20 protein-coding genes and 1 pseudogene are annotated in these 23992 nt (G+C 41.9%); 9 read left to right on the top strand and 12 right to left on the bottom strand.

The window, feature by feature from the left end:
• Window positions 1-182, top strand: a 182-nt coding sequence (locus AB5935_RS05135) for a hypothetical protein (RefSeq protein ID WP_368327342.1), incomplete at its 5' end; no start/stop codon positions are given.
• 116 nt (window positions 183-298) lie between these two features.
• Here the strand turns inward: AB5935_RS05135 and bioD are convergent.
• The 9 genes and pseudogenes from bioD to AB5935_RS05090 form a co-directional block, all read right to left on the bottom strand.
• On the bottom strand, window positions 299-943 hold the full coding sequence (bioD, locus tag AB5935_RS05130) for a dethiobiotin synthase (protein ID WP_007838314.1): 645 nt from the start codon (window positions 941-943) through the stop codon (window positions 299-301).
• Window positions 944-957: 14 nt separating this feature from the next.
• Window positions 958-1713, bottom strand: coding sequence for a malonyl-ACP O-methyltransferase BioC (gene bioC / locus AB5935_RS05125; RefSeq protein WP_007838313.1), 756 nt, complete (start codon window positions 1711-1713; stop codon window positions 958-960).
• An 11-nt stretch (window positions 1714-1724) separates the two neighbouring features.
• On the bottom strand, window positions 1725-2378 hold the full coding sequence (locus AB5935_RS05120; RefSeq protein ID WP_038609281.1) for a DUF452 family protein: 654 nt from the start codon (window positions 2376-2378) through the stop codon (window positions 1725-1727).
• A complete protein-coding gene (locus tag AB5935_RS05115; RefSeq protein ID WP_007844934.1) occupies window positions 2375-3526 on the bottom strand; it encodes an 8-amino-7-oxononanoate synthase in 1152 nt (383 codons plus the stop codon). Before AB5935_RS05115 ends, AB5935_RS05120 begins: the two co-directional genes overlap by 4 nt.
• Before the next feature lie 27 nt (window positions 3527-3553).
• Window positions 3554-5823: pseudogene (gene bioA / locus AB5935_RS05110) on the bottom strand (adenosylmethionine--8-amino-7-oxononanoate transaminase).
• A gap of 7 nt (window positions 5824-5830) precedes the next feature.
• Window positions 5831-6199 (bottom strand): hypothetical protein, encoded by a 369-nt coding sequence (locus tag AB5935_RS05105; RefSeq protein ID WP_007838301.1) that lies wholly within the window; start codon window positions 6197-6199, stop codon window positions 5831-5833.
• Window positions 6200-6349: 150 nt separating this feature from the next.
• Window positions 6350-7762, bottom strand: a complete 1413-nt coding sequence (locus tag AB5935_RS05100) for a glycoside hydrolase family 57 protein (protein ID WP_008652278.1) — start codon at window positions 7760-7762, stop codon at window positions 6350-6352.
• A gap of 18 nt (window positions 7763-7780) precedes the next feature.
• The gene (locus tag AB5935_RS05095) at window positions 7781-9046 is read right to left on the bottom strand and encodes a glycosyltransferase (RefSeq protein ID WP_007838297.1); all 1266 of its coding nucleotides are present in this window, start codon (window positions 9044-9046) and stop codon (window positions 7781-7783) included.
• Window positions 9047-9060: 14 nt separating this feature from the next.
• Window positions 9061-11001, bottom strand: a complete 1941-nt coding sequence (locus tag AB5935_RS05090; protein ID WP_007838296.1) for a glycogen debranching enzyme N-terminal domain-containing protein — start codon at window positions 10999-11001, stop codon at window positions 9061-9063.
• Between the two features lie 180 nt (window positions 11002-11181).
• Here AB5935_RS05090 and AB5935_RS05085 point away from each other — a divergent pair, with 180 nt between their 5' ends.
• The 6 genes from AB5935_RS05085 to ccsA all read left to right on the top strand — a co-directional run bounded on the left by AB5935_RS05085 (window position 11182) and on the right by ccsA (window position 19265).
• Window positions 11182-11850: a rhomboid family intramembrane serine protease gene (locus AB5935_RS05085; protein WP_007838294.1), complete on the top strand. Its 669-nt coding sequence runs from the start codon at window positions 11182-11184 to the stop codon at window positions 11848-11850.
• A 637-nt stretch (window positions 11851-12487) separates the two neighbouring features.
• Entirely contained in the window at window positions 12488-13822 is a 1335-nt protein-coding gene (locus AB5935_RS05080) for a hypothetical protein (protein WP_007843907.1), read from the top strand.
• Between the two features lie 33 nt (window positions 13823-13855).
• On the top strand, window positions 13856-15037 hold the full coding sequence (locus AB5935_RS05075) for an imelysin family protein (protein WP_008782349.1): 1182 nt from the start codon (window positions 13856-13858) through the stop codon (window positions 15035-15037).
• Between the two features lie 18 nt (window positions 15038-15055).
• Window positions 15056-15253, top strand: a complete 198-nt coding sequence (locus AB5935_RS05070) for a hypothetical protein (protein WP_005843339.1) — start codon at window positions 15056-15058, stop codon at window positions 15251-15253.
• A gap of 20 nt (window positions 15254-15273) precedes the next feature.
• Complete coding sequence (locus tag AB5935_RS05065; protein ID WP_007838287.1) at window positions 15274-16893, top strand: di-heme oxidoredictase family protein; 1620 nt, start codon at window positions 15274-15276, stop codon at window positions 16891-16893.
• A gap of 119 nt (window positions 16894-17012) precedes the next feature.
• Entirely contained in the window at window positions 17013-19265 is a 2253-nt protein-coding gene (gene ccsA / locus AB5935_RS05060; protein WP_007843905.1) for a cytochrome c biogenesis protein, read from the top strand.
• Between the two features lie 542 nt (window positions 19266-19807).
• Here the strand turns inward: ccsA and purT are convergent.
• From purT to AB5935_RS05045, 3 genes are all read right to left on the bottom strand, one after another.
• Window positions 19808-20986 carry a formate-dependent phosphoribosylglycinamide formyltransferase gene (gene purT / locus AB5935_RS05055; protein ID WP_257731139.1) on the bottom strand — a complete coding sequence of 393 codons (1179 nt, stop codon included), beginning with the start codon at window positions 20984-20986 and terminating at the stop codon, window positions 19808-19810.
• Window positions 20987-21074: 88 nt separating this feature from the next.
• Entirely contained in the window at window positions 21075-22121 is a 1047-nt protein-coding gene (locus tag AB5935_RS05050; protein ID WP_038609276.1) for a PspC domain-containing protein, read from the bottom strand.
• A gap of 12 nt (window positions 22122-22133) precedes the next feature.
• Window positions 22134-22460 carry a PadR family transcriptional regulator gene (locus AB5935_RS05045; protein WP_007843900.1) on the bottom strand — a complete coding sequence of 109 codons (327 nt, stop codon included), beginning with the start codon at window positions 22458-22460 and terminating at the stop codon, window positions 22134-22136.
• Window positions 22461-22638: 178 nt separating this feature from the next.
• Here AB5935_RS05045 and AB5935_RS05040 point away from each other — a divergent pair, with 178 nt between their 5' ends.
• Window positions 22639-23136, top strand: coding sequence for a GNAT family N-acetyltransferase (locus AB5935_RS05040; RefSeq protein WP_007852407.1), 498 nt, complete (start codon window positions 22639-22641; stop codon window positions 23134-23136).
• Window positions 23137-23156: 20 nt separating this feature from the next.
• The gene (locus tag AB5935_RS05035; protein ID WP_038609273.1) at window positions 23157-23873 is read left to right on the top strand and encodes a DNA alkylation repair protein; all 717 of its coding nucleotides are present in this window, start codon (window positions 23157-23159) and stop codon (window positions 23871-23873) included.
• The last annotated feature ends 119 nt before the right edge of the window (window positions 23874-23992 follow it).

The following is a 23992-nucleotide window of genomic DNA, read 5'->3' as shown; positions in this document are numbered from 1 at the left end:
TGGTGGAAGCACGTAAGGTGGCTAACAAGATAGAAAGTGAACGGGAGAAAGCAATCGCCTATCATGACACTATCGCCCCCATGCTGGAAGAGATACGTTATCACATTGACAAGCTGGAACTGATTGTTGACAATCAGATGTGGACATTACCTAAATACAGAGAATTGCTTTTTATTAGATAATTGCCCGAAATTATCTATTTCTTTTGTTGGTTGTTTTAAGTTTGCATGACAGGCTTTGTTGCGAAACAAGGCCTGTCTTTTTATTAGGTAGACACATCATAAACAAGAAAGATGAATTACAAGCAAGGCACCTTCACAAATGCTGTATCCGGGAAATGCTTCTCTATATAACGACAAATATAAGCCTCTGTATCTGCCTGAATGATTTTATCTTCTCCTTCGGGAAACAGATTGTACATCACTGTATGAAGCTTTATCCCTCTCCGTTCTATAGCCTCAAAACTCAATAATGTATGGTTGATACTTCCCAATCGTCCCGAAGTAACAAAAACTAAGGGGTAACCCGATTCCTGAATATAGTCTATAGTCAGGTTCTCCTCTGTCAACGGCACCATCAGCCCCCCGGCTCCTTCCACTAAAACAGCATCATAGCGCTCACTCAGCACCTCCGTGGCATGCTTTATTTTATCAAAATCAATGGTGCGGTTATCTATTCGTGAAGCCAAATGGGGAGAAGCCGGATAAGAAAATATTTCAGGTTTGGTAAGTCCCTGCTCATCCTCAGGCAAATACTCCGTCCCCATCAGACGACGATGCAACTCAATATCCTCCGAATAACCTTCCGGATTTCCTGTCTGTATGAATTTTTGAGTAATAGTACGACATCCTTGTTTGTTCCAAAGATGTGCCAGATAGGCCGTGGCATAACTTTTACCAATATTTGTATCAATACCACTTACGAAAAATACATTCTGTTTCATGATTCTTTTTATTTCTATTGTCTTTTCTTTGCAATAATATAAATAGGATGATAAGTCAAAGTCACCGAACGACCATCACTGAACAAACGGGCATACTTGTCACAGAAATCCTGCAAATTCCTTTTAGTCCACGCTTGTTGCCTGACAGCAGCCACCCCGGTATGTTTCAAGTGATAAAGCACTTCGAGCGGAGTGCCAAAAGTCAGACAGATACGTTCCTCATGAGCCTTCACAATCTCATAGTGTATGCGCAGTGCTTCTTCTAACTCCTCTAAAGAACGATAGTGAAGACCGCTGCCGGTAACCGATGCAACTTCTTTCAGATTATCCCTGCCGAACGTAGTAAAAGCAAAATATCCTTTCTGCTTCAACAAAGTATTACAACGTTCAAAAAACAGCTCGGGAGAAACAAACCACTGTAATGCCGAGCATGATACAATCAAATCCTGTCCTTTTGGAAAAGGAAGGGACTCGGCATCCCCTGCCAGAAAGATAGCCCGCCCGCTTCCCAACAAATCGGTGAAACAAGTACTCATCTCCTGACAAATATCATTCAACACCAGTTTTTCAGGATGGAGGGTTTCCATCAGCCTGCGGGTAAGAAAGCCCGTCCCGCTACCAATTTCCAATATCCGGCCGCACGGACGGGGCAAATAATGATTTAGCATATCACTCATGCGGTATGCAATCTGCTTTTGAACCACCGCCTCACGGTTATAACTCTCTACAGCGCGGGAAAAGCGACGGGTTATCAATTGCTTATTAATCATACGTTTTCATTTTAAATGACAGACGGGCATAGCAAATCTCTCATTATTTCTTCTGAATAATGAGGAATATCATACTCTGCCACTTCCGTCCCGGTCCATGCATTTCTTTGGTTGACCGCCGTAAAAATCAAATCATTCTTGCCTATAACAGCCCGTTCCCATGCAAAACTGGGAACAGCGCAAGATTTTACCTGTTCTCCAATCCTCCGAAGCTCTTCTTGCAGTTCCTCTACCGCACGTTGCGGACGTTTCAACAAGAATGTTTCCAGATTCTCCTTTTTCAAACACATCCTGCGGATAAACTTTTCCAGCGTAACCTCATTCAAGCCTTCCAGTGTTCCTTCAAAAACTTGCTGCGAAATACCTTTCAAATCATCGACAGGAGTTACCGTGCCATTTAAAGCAACACTCTCACAAATGGGCAAGTCCATATCCTGCAATACCATAGACGCGGCCCATACTCCCATAGACCAGGCTATCAGACGAATCTCCTGATAACCCTGCAACAGCGTGAAATCAAAATCCAGCGAACGATAATCATAACAAACCAACAGATCGCTATTTCCGGAGCAATAATCCATGAAAGGACATTCATCCATTCCCCAACCGGCAAAAAAAAGTGTCAATCGGGGAAGATAATTTTGTTGTATAAAATAATGTTTCATATCAATTCTATCAGACTTTTTATTTCTTCTTCAGTAATATCCGCTGTCAACGAAAAACGGATACGCGATGTTCCTTCGGGCACAGTAGGAGGACGCACCGGCAACGCATAAAAACCTTTACGCTGCAAGAAATCGGCCTTTAACACCGTATCACCGCTATCGCCTATCGTCATTGGCAGAATATGGCTGGTAGAAGGACAAGCGTAGCCTTTCTTTACCAACGCGTCTTTCAAAAGAGAGGATATCTTCTTCAACCTTTCCCTCCGGAAGCTGAAACTGTTCAAATGCTCCAGGATAAAGAATGTCCATAGCAAGTTGACAGGAGGAAGAGCCGTTGTAAATATGAATGTACGCATTTTATTGACCAAATAATCACGGATGGTCTTCGAACAAACAATATAGCCTCCTACCGAGGCTAACGCTTTACCAAAAGTTCCACATAAGAAATCGATGTCAGCCACACAATCCTGTTCTTCCGCACACCCCAGGCCATGCATCCCCCGCACCCCTACAGCATGCGCTTCATCCACATACAGCAATACATTATCATATTGTTGCTTCAAAGTGACCAAACGACGGAGATCGGCCTCATCACCGTCCATACTGAAAATACTTTCGGTTACAATAATTATTCTATCATACCCGGCATGATTGGAAACCAGCAACTGTTCCAATTGTTCGTACCGGTTATGCCGGTATCGGATACACTTGGCCGCCGATAAACGAATGCCGTCAATAATACTGGCATGTACCAGTTTATCGGCAAGGATCAATGTACGAGTATCGCTCACTGCAGGAAGAATACCGGCATTCATGTGATAACCACTATTAAAAACCAACGCGCTTTCCTTCCGATACAGTCGGGCAAGCAAATCCTCTATCTGAACATAGATATCAAAATTTCCTGTCAGCAGCCGAGAGGATGAAGAGGAAGGAAGAAAGGTGTCGGGAGTAAGACTTTGCAAGAATTCCGTACGTAATGGCAGATAAGCAGCCAATCCCAGATAATCGTTGGATGAAAGGTTAAGCATCACTTTTCCATTCACCTCCACCTCTCTTCCCAAATGACGGATAACAGGCAACTTACGAAGATTACTTTTATTTTCAAGCAGGGCTAATTCCCTTTCCCAATCTGTTAATGAATTCATTTTTTCTATTTCTCTCAGTACTATCACTTATTCTTTTAATTCTCTTACTATCTTCACCAGTGAATGCGTCAATTTGCTCAATTCTCCAGGCTGAATTATAAAAGGCGGCATGATATACACCAGTTTTCCAAAAGGACGTACCCATACCCCTTCTTCAACAAAACGACGTTGCATGAAAGCCATATCTACCGGTTTCTTCACTTCAATAACCCCGATAGCTCCCAATACACGCACATCAGCCACTTGTGGCAATAAAGCAGCAGGGGCCAGCTCCCTCTTCAACTGTGATTCAATGGCCTTTACCTTTTCCTCCCAACTATATGAAAGCAATAATTCCACGGATGCTTTCGCTACGGCACAAGCCAACGGATTTCCCATAAAAGTAGGGCCGTGCATAAAGACTCCCGGATAACCGCCGGAAATTGTATCAGCCACATCATCACTGGCAAGGACAGCAGAGAAAGTCATGTATCCACCGGTCAGTGCCTTGCCTATGCACATGATATCGGGCTGGACACCCGCATGCTCCCAAGCAAACAGTTTCCCCGTCCTTCCGAAACCTGTCGCTATCTCATCAAAGATTAACAACAGCCGATATTGCCTGCAAAGTTTCTCTGCCTGGCGTAAAAACTCAGGATGATAAAAACGCATTCCGCCCGCCCCTTGTACAATAGGTTCCAGAATCAATGCGGCCATCTCTTCATGATGCTGTTCCAATATTTCCCTCAAGGGCTCTATATCCTCTTCATACCAGATTCCGTCAAAGCGCGACCGGGGAGCAGGAACAAAATAACGCACAGGCAATGTAGGGCCAAAAATATGATGCATACCGGTCACCGGATCACAAACAGACATGGCATTCCACGTATCTCCATGATATCCGGACTGAATAGTTACAAAATTATTTTTCTTTTCCTTCCCTTGCGCATACCAATATTGCACGGCCATTTTCAATGCCACTTCCACCGCAACCGAACCGGAGTCAGCATAAAATATTTTCTGCATACGGGGAGGAACAATCTTCAACAACAACCTGCCTAATTCGATGGCCGGATCGTGTGTCAGTCCGCCGAACATGACATGGCTCATACGGTCTATCTGTTCCTTGAGCGCTTGGTTCAATACCGGATGATTGTATCCATGTACCATGCACCACCACGAAGACATCCCTTCTATCAAACATCTTCCGTCCTCCAATTCTATATATACTCCATCCGCCCGTCTTACTTTATAAGTGGGCAGCGGATGAGTAGTCGATGTATAAGGATGCCATAAATGCTCCCTGTCAAAATTTTCCATATATTACTTCCTTATTGTTATAATAACTTTATAATGTATCAAAGCGAATACCCGGCCTCTTCTATCAATATTTTATCTTCTGATACTTTTGAACCTAATGTAGTCAGCAAATCTCCCACAATGGCAGAATTAATACCGATATACAATGCTTTCTTTACAGCTTCCACACTCATCAGTGAACGCCCTCCGGCAAAACGAAGAAATGCTGTGGGATTGATAAAACGGAATAAAGCGATGGTTGTCAGAATCTCCACCTCTGCAAGACGATCCATTTTTTCCAATGGAGTGCCGGGTATAGGCTGCAACAGGTTTATAGGAATAGACTGTACTTCCAATTCCCTCAGTGTAAAAGCAAACTCAATACGCTGTTCCATTGTTTCGCCCATGCCGATGATTCCTCCGCTGCATACATCCATCCCCACCCTGCGTGCTGCCTGCAACGTTTCTAATTTCTGTTCTTGTGTATGAGTAGAACATAGAGATGAAAAATAAGAGGGAGCCGTTTCCAGATTACAATGATAACGGGTGATGCCTGCCTTAAACAGCCGTCTCAATTCCGCCTCATCCAGCAATCCTAAAGAAGCGCATAACTGAATATGCGAATGCGCACGCATGTATTCTGTTGTCTCACATAGCCGGTTCAAGTTCCGGCTACCCGGTTTCCTGCCACTGGTCACCAAAGAAAAACGGGATACTCCCTGCGCTTCGTTATACAAAGCATGGCGCAGACATTCTTCCTTCCCAACCAAATCATAAACATCCACTTTTGTTTCATAATGTGCAGACTGTGCGCACCATTTACAATTCTCAGGACATTTACCGGATTTAGCATTGATGATGGAACACATATCGAATTTCCGGGAAGCCCAGACCTGTGTTATCTCATGAGCTGCATCATACAAATCCTGTTTCTCTGCCTTGCAGGACAGCCAACAGGCTTCTTCTACGGTAATCTTCTCACCGCCCAGCACTTTGTTTCTTATTTCATTCAGCATCATATACAGTTCATATTAAGACAAAAAAGCCGAAAAGATGCATGGCACATCTTTCCGGCAAACAATATTTATTCAAATAAAAAAGACAAATCACATCAGCCACCTGTGGTTGAGGCAGTTGGATCCGAAGCATTTGCAACATAGATTCAACAGGGGGCATTCCTTCTTCATATTCCTCTCCAGCATCCTCTTTTCGTGCGGAAGAGCAAACAGAGAATGCCGTGCAAACATTTGCCTGTTTACCCAACGATACATCGGCAATCTCCTTTTTCAGGTTACCAATAGTTACACATTTGCCCAAACTATAAAATATAGCGTACTTCTTCCGGTTCCAATAGCGGAAACGTATCGTATGTTTATTCTGGCACAATTGTTTCATATTTTTTCGTATCTGAGATTGACAAAGGTAAATAAAATATTCAATGCAGCAAACTTTTATATAGAAAAACACCGTTCCGCCTCTTCCAACCTTAAAACCAGTTTTCCGAAAGCACAACGGTGAATTCTTAAGTCCTTTATACTATTTCTGTTATTCTTCTTTCTTCGAAGCAGCTTTCTTGGCAACCGGCTTCTTTGCCGCCGCTTTCTTTGCCGCCGCCGGTTTCTTGGCAGCAGGTTCTTTCTTTACGGCAGGAGCCTTCTTGCCTTCAGCTTTCTCCAGTTTAGCCTGCAATCTCTCCACTTCCTTGTTCAAAGCCACCAATTCCTCGCCCTGGTTCTTAATGGTAGTAAGCAACGAATTTAATTCTTCGTTATCCATATCCACCGGATACAACGAATTGACACGACTTATAAAATCACCCAAAATATTCATGTAGTTGGTGAAAGCATCATACGGAGAATCATAAATTCCACGATTCAACCAAATACCGGTATTCTTAGTGGTCATGAAGCGGAAATTATTACTTGCCTGCAAATAATCCCAATCCTGCTTAATACGGCGATCATCGCACAAATGAACACGTTCTGCCACACTATAAAGTTTATTGAAAGCCTCACGCTGCATCACATTGCCTAACCACGGACTGATATCGCGTTCCTCGTCTACCCATGACATAGGATAAGGAACATCCACCTGATCCACAGATTTCAGTTTGGTAATGATATCGGTCGGAGTAGAGAAAGTAACCCCTCTTTCTTTTGCGCAGACAGGCAGTGCTTTCATAAATTCCAGAATATTGGAAGACAATGGCTGGGCGATACCCAAAGCAGAAAGTTCCATGAAAATATTGATAACCTGTTCCTCCTCCGGCAAAGCTGCAATCCAATCTATATATTTGTCGGCAAACAACGGATATTCATTCCATTCGGAATTAGAGAAACGCAGACTGATGTCATCAGACAATTTGAAATCGCGAAGCAATAACTTCAAGTTCGGATTCATGGCGCAATGATACAGATAGTGCGGACTCTTCCAACCCAAAATATGTTTTGCACCTTCAGTCAACATACCTTTAAAGCCCATATCAGCTATCGTAGCGCCAATATCATTCGAATAAATCAAGCTGGAGTTACGGAATACTTTCGGCTCCTTGCCAAATATTTGTTTAATCTTGGTACGCATACGTTCCACTTCTTCGCGGAAACAATCTTCATTAGCCAATGAGGAAAGACCGTGAGAATAAGGTTCGCACAAGAATTCGCAACATCCGGTCTCATTCAACTGATGCAACAACTCGATTACACCAGGCGCATGCACTTCCAACTGTTCCAGCGCCACACCCGAGATAGACAAAGCCACCTTGAAAGTATCACCGTGATTCTTTGCCATTTCAATCAACGCACTCAGCGCAGGAATATACGAGCGTTCGGCTATATCACTGATGCCGCGCTCATTTTCATAATCATCATAATAATAATGGTCACGGCCTATATCAAAACAGCGATAGCGTTTCAGATGGATAATTTGATGTATTTCAAAATAAAGACATATTGTTTTCATATCCTAGTTATTGTTTTATTATTTACCATAGTTTTTTAACACCTGCTCATAGAGGGCACGGATTCTCAAGCCGACTTTCTCCCATGTAATGCCATCCACTTCTTTCTTTCCTTCTTCCTGCAGATATTGGAAAAGAGAAGGATTCGTACAAATTGAATAGATGGCATCGGCCATTGCGTTGATATCCCAATAATCGGTCTTGATTACTTTATCCAAAATTTCACCGCAACCCGATTGTTTTGAGATGATAGAAGGAGTTCCGCACTGCATAGCCTCCAAAGGAGCAATACCAAAAGGTTCTGACACAGAAGGCATTACGAATACATCACTGTTTTTATATGCTTCATAAACCTGACGCCCACGCTGGAACCCCGGGAAGTGAAAACGGTCTGCAATACCTCGTTCCGCAGCCAGATTGATCATGGCATCCAGCATGTCTCCCGATCCTGCCATTACAAAACGGATATTACGGGTACGCTTCAAGACCAATGCGGCGGCTTCCACAAAATACTCGGGTCCTTTCTGCATCGTGATACGCCCCAGGAAAGTCACCACTTTTTCTTTCGAATGATCAGGACGAGGAATGTCCAGCAAATCTTGCGAAAGCGGATAAACGGCATTGTGCATGGCAAAACATTTGCGCGGGTCTTGATGATATTGGTGAATAACTGTCTGACGGGTCAGCTCGGACACACACATAATACAGTCGGCATGATCCATGCCATTCTTTTCCATAGCATATACCGTAGGATTCACCTTACCGCGCGAACGGTCAAAATCAGTAGCATGCACATGGATACACAAAGGTTTGCCACTTACCAGCTTGGCATGCACACCAGCCGGATAAGTCAGCCAGTCGTGCGCATGGATAATATCAAATTCTTGCTGGCGCGCAACCACCCCTGCAATAATAGAAAAATTATTGATCTCATCATGAAGGTTTCCCGGATAGCCGCCGGCAAACTCCATACACCCCAGGTCATTGACGTGCATGTACGAGAAATCAGAATAGATATGATCACGGAAAGCATAATACTGTTCCGGAGTCGAAGTCGAAAGACGTGACTTTAAGTAATCGTAATTCACATCACGCCACACAATGGGCACTTGGTTCATGCCTATAATGTTCAGAAACTTTTCTTCGTCGCCGCAAGGTTTGGGCAAACAGAAGGTTGTTTCCATATCACCTTGCAGGCTCAAACCTTTTGTTATACCGTAAGATGCTACAGCAAGACCACCATATATTTTGGGAGGAAATTCCCATCCAAACATTAATACTTTCATACAGGTCCCTCCTTTCAATAATTGTATTTACTCAATAAATATAATACTCGCAATATCTCTGCCACATTCATAGCGAATGATACAGCTCCACGACCTTTGAAAGGCGGGTTACCATCAAACAGTTCAGGTATAGAGCCAATACAATGAGAAGTCATTTCGTCTTCGTAGCCTATCAGCTGACGCTCCACAAATCCTATACCACTCATCTTATAAATACGAAGGTAAGCTTCAAAATAGAAGCCTGCCAGCCAGGGCCATGCGGTACCTTGATGATAAGCATAATCACGCTGCATCTGAGGACCTACATAATTTGGGTTGTAACCACCACTCTTCGGGCTGAGCGAACGGAGCCCTTTCGGGGTAAGCAGTTCTTTGGTCACAATGTCCAACACCCCTTTCTTCTGACGGGCATCAAGCGGAGAATAGTCGAATGCTACAGTAAATATCATGTTCGGACGCACGCTCCAGTCCATCATATTGCCATCCACATAATCCAGTAAATAACCATACTCATTCAAGAAAGTATCCACGAAAGCCTTCCCCGTCTTTTCTGCCAATACATTTAACGCATCAGCCAAATTATTGTTTCCACCTTCGCTCAATAGTTCACTTGTAAAGCGTAAAGCATTATACCACAAAGCATTAATTTCTACGATATAGCCTGTACGAGGAATCACAGGGCGTCCGTTTGCGGTAGAATTCATCCATGTGATAGCCTTTTCTGTGCCGTTGGCATATAGCAGACCGTTGGAATGCAAGAAAAGATTCGGATGATTCTCCCGGCGAAGGTACTCCATAATGTCTTGCAACAATGTACCATATTTCTCACGGCATTGGTCGCGCGACACCATCTTGGCATATTGCTGGATACACCACACCGCCCAAAGCAAAACATCAGGATGCTCCATTTCGTACACTTTAACATCATCAGGCTCATCATTAATAAAGTCATGAATTGCCTTGCGGGCCGTTTCCATCACCATTTCAAACTTAGCCACTTCATCAATCGCCAATGTCAGTCCCGGCAGGGAAATAAACATATCGCGCGCACGGCATTTAAACCACGGATATCCTGCCAGAATATAAAACTCATTTCCTTGTTTATTCAAGAACTGATGAGCAGCATTTATCAGACAGTGCTGGAAATTATCACGTGGAGTACGTTCTTCCACCTCTTCTTCAAAGGTTCTCTTTAATGTACGGGTACTGGCCTCGGACACACCTCCTGAAAAGACGATGCTTTCACCTTTCTTTATGTCCACTTCAAAATAACCCGGGACGTACAAATCTTCATTAAAATCATATCCTCTCTCCTGCTCTTTGGGATACTCAATTCCCCGATACCAATCCGGCTGATAGTGGAATTCGTTCTTCTTGTTCAATTGCATATATAATTCGGGATAGCCCGGATACATGCATGTCTTAATTCCATTATCCACCTCCTGATAGTCACGACTGGCTTGTGCGTTCTCATGAGTATACTGACGGACACTGCGGAAAGCCAGAAACGGACGCAAACGCAACGTAGTGGCCGAATGTGCCTCCAACAAAGTATAACGGATTAAAATTCTATTTTCATGATGAACGAAAAGCTTTTCCTTCTTCAGAATCACACCACCTACCCGATATATAGTGGTAGGAACTTTCTCACACTCGAATTCCCGGATATACTTGTGTCCCCTTGGGCTGTAATTGTCGCCCTGATACTTATGAAGTCCCAGATTAAATTCAGCGCCGTGTTGTATCACTGTTTCATCCAACGACGATAGCAATACATGGTTTTCATCATCCAGTTCAGGCACCGGAATGACAAGCAATCCATGATATTTTCTCGTATTGCAATCAACAATGGTTGTACAATGGTAAGCCCCTGAACGGTTTGTGCGGAGAATTTCTTTCGGTAATGATTCCCCGAGGTTCGTCATAAGAGTCTTGTCAAATCGTAAGTAACTCATAGTTGTTATTTTAAGGTTATAAATCAAATTTCCATATCAATTTATGTCACATATTATTTTTGTATGCAACGCTCAAAATTAGTAATTAAATGGATAAAGCAAAATTAAATAGCAAAATATTTTTCATTTTTCGCTCAAATATCCGTAGTATTGCACAGAAATCAGCATAATTATGACAAAATGAAACTTGAAATTCAAAAAATTCTATTGGCTTTTGCTCTTCCGTTATTACTTCTTTTCATTCTGTACACCCTGCGTACAATGGAAAGTGTCATGAATTGGGATTTTATCACCTGGGGCATATATCCCAGAGAAACCAAAGGAATAATGGGGATTTTCACTTCTCCATTGATACACGCTGATTGGGGACATTTATTTGCGAACACTTTTCCTCTTCTTTTTTTATTATGGTGTCTGCTCTACTTTTATCGTGATTTGGGCATTGGTATACTTTTTTTCATCTGGATAGTCAGTGGAATACTTACATTTATAATAGGCAAGCCGGGATGGCATATAGGTGCCAGCAGTATAATTTATTCACTCGCCTTTTTTCTGTTCTTCAGTGGCATTCTCCGCAAACACGTCCCTTTAGTAGCCCTGTCGTTGCTTGTCACTTTTCTATATGGCAGTCTGGTATGGAACATGTTCCCGCAGTTCGCCTCCTCCACCACTTCTTGGGAGGGACACTTGGGGGGCGCGGCGGCCGGAATAGCCGCAGCCATATTGTTCAGACACAAAGGCCCCCAACAACCGGAACTTTTCATTGACGAGGAAGAGGAAGACAACAGCAGTCATCCGGAAAACGAAGAAGTCATTACGAATCCGGACCAAGAAAAAAAGAATGACTAAATCAATCTTTCCGCCACCATGAAGTTCAAAGGGCCGGAAGGGCTGAAAGAAGCAATAACCCGCTAACGGAATTAAATGAATGTTCATATCCTCCCTATTGTATAAGTCTTTTCTATCTTCAGATTAAACCTTTTTATACAGATATATTCTATCTCCATAGCCTTTGGAGTTATCTCCCAAGACTATGGAGTTAACTCCAAAGCTTATGGAGATAACTCCAAAGGCTTGCGGAGATAAAACAAGCAGGAAGAAAAACCTTAACCACACGGCAGGAAAGGGTTAGGGATACAAACAAGATCTTTTAAGGATGAATCTGATTACAAGGCTTGCACTCTTTACAGAGAAAAATCCCCTAACACCCTTCTTTTAAAAAGGTAAAAAAGCATGTGGCAAGAAGATATGCATCTGGCCATATGTGGAAAGACTAAAACAGACTATTATTTTGCCATCTTAAATTTTAATGCATCATTTTACAACTGAAAAACAGGGTAATAAACCTTTCCGGACAGCATCATTCAAGCTTTAATACCTACTCATTACCAATTTTCATAAAATAATACCCATTTTTAGGTATTGCCCACCCTTTTAACCTCCCATAACTTTGCACCGATTTAAAATTATAAAAATTAAAGCAAAAATGAAAAGAAAGGTTTTATTGTTCTCATTATGCTTGTCGGCCTGTCTTGCAAACAGTTATGCAGAAAAAGCAACAAGTATAGATAAGGATAACACAGAGAAAACTACGGAGGAAGAACCTAAAAAAAAATCCCGGCTAACATTGGGAGGTTACGGAGAAGCAGTGTACACACGTAATTTTTATAGTGACAATATGTACCGCTATTCTAAAGCAGACAGTTACAAAGACTCTGACGGACACGGACGCGTAGACTTACCTCATGTAGTAATCATGATTGGCTACGATTTCGGAAAAGGATGGAGCATGGGTAGTGAAATAGAGTTTGAACACGGAGGAACAGAATCGGCTATAGAAGTAGAAGACGAAGAAGCCGGAGAATTTGAAAAAGAAATAGAACGTGGGGGTGAAGTGGCTTTGGAGCAGTTCTGGATTCAGAAATCTTTTTGCTCGGGCTTCAATATCCGCGCAGGGCACATCATCGTGCCGATAGGACAAATAAACAACGCCCATCTTCCCACTCAGTTCTTTACAGTATATCGTCCTGAAGGTGAAAACACAATAATGCCTTGCACATGGCATGAAACCGGTCTTAGTGTATGGGGGCGTATAGGTGACTGGCGTTATGAGGCAATGGTTATTCCCGCATTGAATGCTAATATGTTCAATCATAGCGGATGGATTCATGATGGTTCTGCATCAGCCTATGAATTTAAAGTAGCCAACAATCTGGCAGGAGCGGCACGTATCGACAATTACTCTGTCAAAGGATTGCGTATGGGAATAAGCGGCTATATAGGTAACAGTTTCCAAAACGACATTATTAAAGATGAAAAATCCACCAAATATAAAGATGTGAAAGGAACAGTGGTCATAGGTGCATTCGACTTTGATTATAATGATCATAACTGGGTAGTACGCGGCAATTTTGATTATGGCCATCTGGGAGACGCTGATCTGATCTCCACTCACAACAAAAGCCAAGACAATAGCACACAGTCCCCTTATCCTCACACAGCCGTGGGCAAGACAGCCATTGCCGCCGGAATCGAGGCAGGATATGATATTTTTTCTCAAGTAAAGAAAATGAGAGACAATGGTAAAAAACTATATGTATTTGGACGATATGAATACTATGACTCATATCATAAGGCTGCTAAAGGTTTCAGCAAATATGAATGGACTAAAAAACAACGCATGGCCGTCGGTTTGAACTACTATCCTATGAAAGACATCGTAGTAAAAGCCGAATACTCAAAACGCTTCTTGAAAAGCCAGTATAATAACGAACCCTCTTTTTCATTGGGCATAGCTTATGCAGGATTTTTCATTAAATAAACCCGATTATTCATTTTTTAAAATTAAATAGGTATGAAAAGTTTGTTAAAATTCCCCTTACTTGTTGCTGTAGCAACAATGATGACTTGCAGTTTCAGCGCATGCAGTGATAACGATGATCCGACTCCGGATACCGGTACGTCTGAAACAGATGCAAAATTCGAAGCAATCGCAAAACAGTATCTTGATCACACGGTATATGTTACTTACAAGAACCTGGCTGATGAAACCGAACAGCTAGTAAAAGATTTACAAGCATTAAAAAGCAGCAAGACTGATGCAAATGTAAAAGCTACCTGCGAAACCTTCCTTGAAGCACGTGCATGGTGGGAAAAGAGTGAAGCTTTCCTGTATGGGGCAGCTACCGATTTCGGTATCGACCCGCATATTGACTCATGGCCTTTGGACTTGGACGGATTACAGACCGCACTGAAAAATACGGAACAGGTAGAAGCAATGGGTGGTGAAGACGGAGATATTTATGCCGGCGAGAAATTGGGTAATTCTTTATTAGGATTTCATGGTATTGAATACATCCTTTTCGAAGATGGTAGCCCCAAATCAGTTTCTAAAATCAGTGACTTACATCTGACTTACGCCGTAGCTGTAGCTGGTGATTTGCGTAACCGTTGCTGGCAGCTGGAACTTTCATGGAGAGGCGAAAGTGCTGTCAATGCCGACCGTGTCGCTAAAGTCGCAAATGAGTTAGAACTGCCTTACACTGTAAACAGTGGTGAATATTCTTATGGTGAGAATATGCTGAATGCAGGAAAAGCAGGTAGCACATACGCCAGCTGGACATTAGCCATGCAAGCTATCATTGACGGCTGCAAGACTATCGCAGATGAAGTAGGAACTTCTAAAATAGGAAAACCTTATAGCGGAGAAGACCCTGCTTATATAGAATCACCATACAGTCACAAGTCCATTCTAGACTTTTATGACAACATCATCAGTATTCAGAATGCTTACATGGGCGGTATAGAAAATGAACGTGACGAAACCAACTCACTACACAACTATATTGCTGGAGTAGATAAAGAACTGGATACAAAAGTTGTAAATGCCATAAACAATGCTCTGACCAAAATCAATGCCATGGCAGCTCCATTTGTAAACAATATTAAAGATCCAAGTGCAGGTGAAGCAATTAAAGCTTGTCAGGATCTTGATGCCATATTGTCTGATGTTAAAACAGCTTTAAGAAACAATTAAAAAGAACTGTTTACCCCAATGACCACAAAGGATCTGCAAGAGGGTGTCCGGAAAAGGTCTATTGTACTATCTTTTGCTGTAGATGGTGATTTTACATTCGCTCCAAGCACCGGCTTTGTGCTGCCGGATGTCCCCTCTACAACAGACATGATAGTGAAAAAGACCGGGGGAGGACAACCTTATGTAGATTCTTTGGTATATAAATTTGAAAAGTAACTAACTTTAAACATTCTTATATGAATAAGTTATTTAAAATACACTGGCTTGCTGCTCTATGCGGCCTTACAATGCTCTCGCTAACAGCCTGTAATGACGATGACAATCCGGAAAACAAATCTCCGGAAGTCAATCCTGATATCAACGTAAATGTAGAGACCTATGCAGGCGGAGAATTGGGTACAACCTTCAACAATTCCGCTTCTGCTTATGAAGATCCTACTCCTGCAACGGAAAATGCAGGTATGACCGACAAATTCAAATATGGGGAATATTTCTTTGAACGTTCTTATACGCAGAATTCCAAACCTTTCAATGGTTTGGGACCGCTTTATATCCGCAATTCATGTATGAACTGCCACCCCGGATACGGTCATGGCAAACGGGTAGACCGTTATCGTGCTGATGACTGGGGAAATGGATATCTACTTGTTGTGACCGATGGAAAGGATAACTACCTAAGTTCTTTAACGGGAATGCCTCAAACCAAAGCTGTAGCCCCTTTCAAAGCACCAATAGATGAAGATAAGATAAAAATAGACTGGCTGCCTTACACAGACGAATGGGGAAATAAATTTCCTGACGGAGAAACATACAGTCTGATCTATCCGGAAGTGACTATTCCTCAAGATGCATACTACGTACCTTTGGAGGCTACTTATAATCAAGTTGTCACCCCTGTCAACTACTCTGATGTAGTAGTTTTGCTGGAATCTACCATTGGTATCTACGGAACCGGATTACTAGATGCCATTCCCGATGATTCGTTGAAAGCAGAATATGCACGTCAGGAAAAAGCAGGTGTAAAATTGAATCCAGCCATCTTCGCAAACGGAGAGTGGACTTCACTCTATAAGGGACTTACAGGTAAACAATATCCCAAACGTTATACTTACGCTTTGACCAGATCTTCCATACAGGATGGTCCCGGTGCCAATGCAATCTGGAACATCACCAATGTTACCCGTAGTGACCGCCGTTATCACTACATGACTGACACGTATGCCAAAACAGCCTCCAAAGACCCGGATGTACAAAAAGATTTTTATAACTATTTCCCTGAATGGAAACAGACCGGTAATGTAGAACAAGATATATACAACTATCTGATGAATAAGGAACTTCCGGTGGAAATGACAGACGAAGATTATGTAAACTTCATGATATGGCACAGAGGACTGGCAGTTCCTGCCGCACGGAATCTGGATGACGAAACAGTTCAGAGAGGTCACAAATTATTCCGTGAAATAGGCTGTGCTACCTGCCATCGTCCGTCATGGACTACAGGAGACGATAATTATCCCGATCCGAACGGATACTTCAAAGATGGTGACAGCCGTCTGCCACGCTATCCACACCAAACTATCTGGCCATATTCAGATATGGTTCAACACCGCCTGGAAATGAAGAACAATATCCGCACGGGATGGTGCCGTACCACTCCTCTTTGGGGACGCGGACTTTCCTTAATCTGTGCCGGACACAGCGACCGTTTGCATGACTGTCGTGCACGTAATGTCATTGAAGCCATTATGTGGCATGGAGCTTCAAATAGTGACGCACGCTGGAGCATTGACAAGTTCCGTGAACTCAGTAAAGAAGATCGTGACGCCATCGTCAAATTTATTGATGCCATTTAAGCAATGAAACAGATTGTCTCCCTCCTGAATCCTATCACCAATAATATGACAGGACATTCAGGGGGATGAGACAAATTCAAGATTCACCTTCTGGTTATCTTTCAGAAAATTATAACTACATGAAATTATTAAAACGAACTGCCTTCAGTCTGCTAGGCATATTACTTCTGATTCTTACTATAGCTACTATATTGGAAAAAATATATGGTACGGACTTTGTAAACGAGTATATCTACAGTTCCGTACCTTTTGTCATTTTATGGGGAGTAACCGCAATTACTTCCTTATTATACATCATAAAAAGCAAACTGCATCGTCAGCCTGTTATTTTTTTGCTTCATCTTTCTCTTCTATTTATATTGGCAGGGGCATTCACCACATGGATATATGGAGAACAAGGCACTATGCGTGTCCGCCAAGGAGAACAACAGACCTCTTTCACCGATTCCAAAGGAATTTCCCACCAGCTACCTTTCAGCATCACACTAAACCAATTTGAAATTATTTATTACAAAGGAACCTTGGCTCCAATGGACTTTATCAGTCATATTTCAGTAGCAGACAAAGACTGCCACCGCCAGATACAGGGGAAGGTTTCCATGAATCATATATTTTCATACCAACACTATCGCTTTTATCAATCAGGCTACAGTGAAGATAATGAAGGAAGCGTATTTAGTGTATCTCATGATCCTTATGGTATAGGAATCACTTATGCAGGATATACTTTATTGCTACTTTCCACCGTTTTCTTTTTCTTCAGCCCGCAAAGTCGGTTCCGCCAACTGCTGAAAAGCCCTTTGCTACACAGAAGCTTGACAGTCATCTTGCTTTTATTCGCATTCAGTCTCAACAGTAATTTTCTCAAAGCAAACAGTACATCCCCCAAGGTGCTTCCGCGCGAAGTAGCCGAACATTTTGGAGATTTATATATTTTATACAACAACCGTATCTGTCCTTTACAAACCTTTGCCCGTGATTTTACAGTCAAACTTTACGGTAGTTCCTCATATAAAGGACTGACACCAGAAGAAGTACTTACCGGATGGCTGTTTTATTATGACAGTTGGAAAAATGAACCAATTATACGAATCAAGAGTAATGAAGCCCGTAAATTACTGGAAATAGAAGGGAATTACGCCAGGCTGAAAGACTATATCAGTACCATTAATGAATACAAGCTGGAAAAAATGATGAACCATATCCGTTCAGGAGAACAGGTGACTGACAAACGAGGCATAGAAGAAGCTGATGAGAAATTCAATATCATCAATTTAGTATGTACCGGTGCCATGATGAAAATATTCCCTTGTCGCAATATAGCCGGAAAGACATTGGAATGGTATTCGCAAAGCGACCAATTACCTCAAGATATGGATAATGACAAATGGGTATTCATTCGTAAATCTATGAGTTATGTAAACGAAATGATTGTGATGAAAAAGTACAATGATGCCTGCCTGTTATTAGAAAAAATCAAGAAATACCAGCAGAAAGAGTGTGACGGACTGCTTCCTGCAGATAATAAATTCAAGGCTGAGAAAATATATAATCAATTTGATTATAGCAAATCTGTCGCCATGGCATGTATTTGCATCGGCCTGATATGTTTTATCTATTATTGCCATTGCATGGCATCGCAAAAGAGAACAAGCCGGAAGGCAATCATAATATTGAATATTTTGCTATGGATTGTTTTTACCTATTTGTCGGCTGCTATCTGCCTGCGTGGTTATGTGAGCAATCATCTGCCATTGTCCAACGGCTTCGAAACCATGCAGTTCATGGCATGGTGTACGCTATTGCTCACTTTTCTGCTACAACGTAAATTCGCAATGTTGCTCCCTTTCGGTTTCCTGCTTTGCGGACTTACGCTGATGGTATCCATGCTGGGAGAATCAAACCCACAAATCACACAACTGATGCCGGTTCTGCAATCTCCATTATTGAGTATCCACGTAGTAGTTATCATGATCGCTTATTCGCTGCTGGCATTTATCATGCTGAATGGTGTAACAGCGGTCATACTCCACCAATCACAGAAAGAATGCAAAGAACAAATAGAACGATTGCAGATAATAAGCCAAATAATTCTTTATCCGGCAATTTTCTTACTCGCTATCGGTATTTTCATTGGTGCTGTATGGGCAAACGTATCATGGGGACGCTATTGGGGATGGGATCCTAAAGAAGTATGGGCCTTAATCACCATGCTGGTATATGCCTTGGCACTGCATCCGAGATCACTGCCATGGTTTCATCGCACCATGTTTTTTCATGTTTTCTGTATAACTGCTTTTATAACAGTACTGATTACTTACTTCGGAGTGAATTTTCTGTTAGGAGGAATGCATAGCTACGCAAACGGATAGCCCTCATCCATCAATGAAAAACTATCCTTTCCGAAACAAATAGAAACCAACTTGGACAAAGAACCTGAAACACTATAAAAAAAGGAAATTACCCCATAAAAGAAGCACTCCCCGCGAATCACTTCGCAGGGAGACTACTAACTAATAACTAACTTGTGGTTTACGTAATTTTTATATGACTTATTTACAATGCAAAGATAAGGTTTGCCATCTGTCTGTGCAATCGCATGATATAGGTATTCTGGACAGTCAGACATCCCTATTTATAGCTATAATAAACGAAAGTAGAAAAGGTATCTATCAAAATCATTATTTGTAGGTATTGTCTGAGATTATTAAATGTTGCAATTTTGCCAAAAAGAATTTATCTTATTATACCGTAACCATTGATGTGGAGTTCTCTCTATTATTATTTCTCTGTAATGTTAGTCACAAAAGAGAGACTATAAAACCTTGTTCCAGGGAAGCATATCTTCGGAACAACAAAAAGTCCGGACTTGGGAAAGCCCGGACCTTTATTTTATATCCATCAATACAAGATATTAATACACCTCTACCTTTGCAGCAACAGCCTTGCATTTGTCACGCAGAGCGTCCAAGTCACTGCCATTAGGAGCATAACAAACCACAACCCCCATACGGCGATTCAATTTTGTATAAGGTTTACCAAAAATACGGAGATAAGTATTTGTCTCCTTACAAACCTCTTCCTCACCACGATAACGGGGAGCTTCCTTGCTGGCAATAGGAGAAAGAATCACTGCACTGGCCCCTATGCGTTCTTGTGTAATTTCAGGAATAGGAAGTCCTAACACCGCCCGCAGATGCAACTCAAACTCATTTAAATTCTGAGTACCTGCCAAAGTCACCATTCCGGTATCATGCGGACGGGGAGAAAGTTCGGAAAAATAAACTCCGTTTTCATGACTCAAGAAAAATTCAACTCCCCAGATTCCCGCACCAGTCAGAGCTGCCGTTACCTTATCAGCCATACGTTGCGCTTCCTTCAAATGTTCGGGATCAATATGTGCCGGTTGGAAACTTTCTCTATAATCTCCTCCTTTCTGTACATGTCCGATAGGCGGACAGAACAAAGTAGGACCGTTTTTCTGAGTGACGGTGAGCAAAGTTATCTCACTATCGAACTGAATAAACTCCTCAATAATCAATTCTTTGATATCTCCACGACTGCCTTCACACCCATAATGCCATGCCTGTTCCAACTCATCCGCGCTCTTGACCAAAGACTGGCCTTTACCGGATGAAGACATCAAAGGCTTCACCACACAGGGGAAACCAATTTCTTTTGCAGCTTCTTTCAACTCCTCCAGAGACTTGGCATAGAAATATTTGGCTGTCTTTAATCCTAATTCCTTAGCTGCCAAATCACGAATAGCCTTACGGTTCATCGTGAAATTCACAGCACGGGCACTCGGCACTACTTGGATACCTTCCTGTTCCAAATGATACAGACGTTCGGTACGGATAGCTTCAATTTCAGGCACAATTATATCCGGCTTGTGTTTGGCTACCACAGCATCCAATGCATCACCGTCAAGCATACTGAACACTTCAAATTCATCAGCCACCTGCATGGCCGGAGCACCTGCGTAAGAGTCGCAAGCAATAACATACTGCCCTTTACGTTTTGCCGCAATGACGAATTCTTTACCTAATTCGCCGGAACCCAGCAATAAAATCTTCTTAGTCATAGTATTTATATATGTTTGATATTCCTTACAAAAAACGGAGAGTTGAGAACAAGACACCTCTTGATTCCCAACTTTCCATCTGCAAAGATAGTGTATTTTATAAACTATACGATATCATTGAAGCAATATTTGGATCATTCAGTACAAAGAAAACACCCACTCCCAAAGCGATGAGCCACAATACGATAAATATAATTTTGGTTACAATGGACATGGGTTGCCAACCTCCAAAATGACGCATCAGCATGTGTATCAGTCCTATAATAGGAATACCGATAACCAGAATACCTGCAACGGACATAGCGACAGTCAACCCCGGAGAGCTACCCACCGTAGCCCAATTAACTGCAGGCAGCACCTCATAAAGCACTGCCGGCAATGCAGCAATCAGCCCCGTAGCCGCCATCAGCAATGCAAAAAAGACAATCAATAATACAAACAATACAGGCGCACAGCAAATAGCAATGAAAACAAGCAGGAATTTGATAAGGAACCCCGCCACAGACACAATCCCCTCCCCTATCTTTTGCAAGATACTTCTAGGACGATCTGAGCGTACATAATCATTCACTTTTTCAAATCCGTCTGTTACAGTCTTGCCTATATTCTCCACATTAATAGCAGCCCCTTTCATAGCCAGCTTCTCGGGGGCAGTACGCGCCATAGGAATAATAATCCACGCTATGATATAAGCCAATATCACCCCATGAACAAAGAAGCCAAGAACCAATAGAATGATACGTACCCAAGTAACATCCCATCCCATATAAGCGGCCAATCCGGAAGCCACACCACCCAGCACTTTATTGTCCGGATCACGAAACAGACGGCGTACAGTGGTCCCTTTTGTCTTTTCCGAACCGGATGTTTCTCCATTCCCTTCACCAGAGAGTTCTTCAGGTTTACCCATCCGGGCTATGATTTCTTCCACATCCTCAATGGTAATAACCTGTTTGCCCTCATTCAAACGGTCAGCAAACAGTTCAGATATGCGTAATTCCATATCATGTACAATCTCCTCCGCACCTTCCTCACGACGAAAGTGAATGCGTAAATTAGCTAAATAATTATCCAACAAGTGGTAAGCGTCTTCGTCTATATGATAAACGGTACCTCCTAAATTTATGGTTAAAGTCTTTTTCATTGTATCCTGTTTTTAATTGTTTTTTAAATGATTCACTGTATTCGTCAACTCCTCCCAAGCAGTCTCCAATCCGCTAAGGAATATTTCACCCTGAGGAGTGAGATTATAATATTTACGAGGTGGTCCCTGAGTAGACTCTACCCATTCGTATGAGAGCAGGTCATCGTTTTTCAGCCGGGTAAGCAGCGGATAAAGCGTCCCTTCTACTACAATGAGCCGGGCTTCTTTCAATCTTTGAATGATATCCGAAGCATATGACGGCTCTTTGTGCAACAACAATAAAATGCAGTATTCCAGCATTCCTTTGCGCATCTGAGATCGTACATTGTCTACATTCATAATTTATAATACTTTGTTTGGCACAAATATATGTATTATATCAGTACCTTGTATTGCATAGATCTATTATTTTGCATAAATTAATATTTAAACAAGTAAAAGAAAGGAAGTCCCCTTTTTTTTGTTGTAAAAAGTTTATCTTTGTCTCTCGTTATAACCCTAAAAAGATATAAAGATCATGTTTACCATACAAAAAGCGACAACCAATGATATTCAGTTGATTAACGAGATGGCTCAGATTGTATTTCCGGCCACCTACCAGGAAATTCTTTCAAAAGAACAATTGGATTACATGATGGACTGGATGTACTCTCCGAAAAATCTGCGTAAACAAATAGAAGAAGAAGGGCACATCTATTACATAGCTTACAAAGATGGAGAAGCTGCCGGATATGTTTCCATACAGCCCGAAGGAGAACATTTATTTCATCTGCAGAAAATCTATGTACTTCCTCGTTTTCAAGGTTGCCGGTTGGGCAAAGCACTATTTGAGCAGGCCGTCAAAGCAATTAAAGAAATCCATCCCGGACCTTGCGAAATGCACTTGAATGTAAACCGTAACAATAAGGCTTTACAATTCTACCAACATTTAGGAATGGAAAAAGTTGCAGAAGGAGATTTCCATATAGGCAACGGATATTATATGAACGATTATATCATGGGACTGAAAATCTAACCCTATCTTACAAAAACAAAATGGACGAATATCGTATCAACGGATTGACCATAAAAGAAAATTTGCTGCAACTGGCAGAAAATGGAAATAAAAAGTTCACCGAATCGCTACATCCGGGAATAGAAAATGTATTGGGTATCCGCATCCCTGCCCTAAGGCGGTTAGGAGCACAAATTGCCAAAGATGACTGGGAGAGTTATCTACAGACTGCGGATACTTATTATATGGAAGAACGTATGTTGCAAGGTATGGTAATAAGCAATCTGAGAATGAAAGACATAGAAGCATATCTTTCACTGGTTGCCCGGTTTGTTACCATCATCAACAGTTGGTCTGTTTGTGACACTTTTGACTTTTACGGCAAACAACGGTTTGTTGACAAGAACAAGAAAAAGGTCTGGCTATTTTTGGAAAACTGGATGAAATCCGACAAAGAATATGAGATACGTTTCGGAGTAGTAATGGCAATGGCTCATTATATTGACGAAGAGTATATAAACAACGTATTGCAATGGATGGACCGGATCAGTCACGAAGGATATTATGTGAAGATGGCTGTAGCATGGGCTTTATCCGTATGTTATGTCAAATTTCCTCAAAAGACGGTGAACTATCTGAAGGAAAATCATTTAGATGACTTTACCTACAATAAAGCGCTACAAAAAATCATAGAATCTTATCGGGTAAGCACGGAGGACAAAGAAATCATCCGCAGCATGAAAAGAAAAAACAAATAATGTTCATTATTTACCGCAAAGAGGATTTGAATCCTTCCGAAAGAAATTCACCATTCATATTCGGAAAGATTCAAACTGCTCCAGCAGCTATTAATAATTGGGAAAAGTTATTCCTCCCA

It is taken from the genome of Phocaeicola sp. RTP21198st1_B8_RTP21198_201120 (assembly GCF_040929485.1).
Taxonomy (GTDB): domain Bacteria; phylum Bacteroidota; class Bacteroidia; order Bacteroidales; family Bacteroidaceae; genus Phocaeicola; species Phocaeicola dorei.
This window is presented reverse-complemented; position numbering and strand designations above follow the sequence as displayed.

Coding starts and splice junctions, on each gene's coding strand:
- bioD (WP_007838314.1), bottom strand. CDS start 943: ATGAAACAGAATGTATTTTTCGTAAGTGGTATTGATACAAATATTGGT.
- bioC (WP_007838313.1), bottom strand. CDS start 1,713: ATGATTAATAAGCAATTGATAACCCGTCGCTTTTCCCGCGCTGTAGAG.
- AB5935_RS05120 (WP_038609281.1), bottom strand. CDS start 2,378: ATGAAACATTATTTTATACAACAAAATTATCTTCCCCGATTGACACTT.
- AB5935_RS05115 (WP_007844934.1), bottom strand. CDS start 3,526: ATGAATTCATTAACAGATTGGGAAAGGGAATTAGCCCTGCTTGAAAAT.
- AB5935_RS05105 (WP_007838301.1), bottom strand. CDS start 6,199: ATGAAACAATTGTGCCAGAATAAACATACGATACGTTTCCGCTATTGG.
- AB5935_RS05100 (WP_008652278.1), bottom strand. CDS start 7,762: ATGAAAACAATATGTCTTTATTTTGAAATACATCAAATTATCCATCTG.
- AB5935_RS05095 (WP_007838297.1), bottom strand. CDS start 9,046: ATGAAAGTATTAATGTTTGGATGGGAATTTCCTCCCAAAATATATGGT.
- AB5935_RS05090 (WP_007838296.1), bottom strand. CDS start 11,001: ATGAGTTACTTACGATTTGACAAGACTCTTATGACGAACCTCGGGGAA.
- AB5935_RS05085 (WP_007838294.1), top strand. CDS start 11,182: ATGAAACTTGAAATTCAAAAAATTCTATTGGCTTTTGCTCTTCCGTTA.
- AB5935_RS05080 (WP_007843907.1), top strand. CDS start 12,488: ATGAAAAGAAAGGTTTTATTGTTCTCATTATGCTTGTCGGCCTGTCTT.
- AB5935_RS05075 (WP_008782349.1), top strand. CDS start 13,856: ATGAAAAGTTTGTTAAAATTCCCCTTACTTGTTGCTGTAGCAACAATG.
- AB5935_RS05070 (WP_005843339.1), top strand. CDS start 15,056: ATGACCACAAAGGATCTGCAAGAGGGTGTCCGGAAAAGGTCTATTGTA.
- AB5935_RS05065 (WP_007838287.1), top strand. CDS start 15,274: ATGAATAAGTTATTTAAAATACACTGGCTTGCTGCTCTATGCGGCCTT.
- ccsA (WP_007843905.1), top strand. CDS start 17,013: ATGAAATTATTAAAACGAACTGCCTTCAGTCTGCTAGGCATATTACTT.
- AB5935_RS05050 (WP_038609276.1), bottom strand. CDS start 22,121: ATGAAAAAGACTTTAACCATAAATTTAGGAGGTACCGTTTATCATATA.
- AB5935_RS05045 (WP_007843900.1), bottom strand. CDS start 22,460: ATGAATGTAGACAATGTACGATCTCAGATGCGCAAAGGAATGCTGGAA.
- AB5935_RS05040 (WP_007852407.1), top strand. CDS start 22,639: ATGTTTACCATACAAAAAGCGACAACCAATGATATTCAGTTGATTAAC.
- AB5935_RS05035 (WP_038609273.1), top strand. CDS start 23,157: ATGGACGAATATCGTATCAACGGATTGACCATAAAAGAAAATTTGCTG.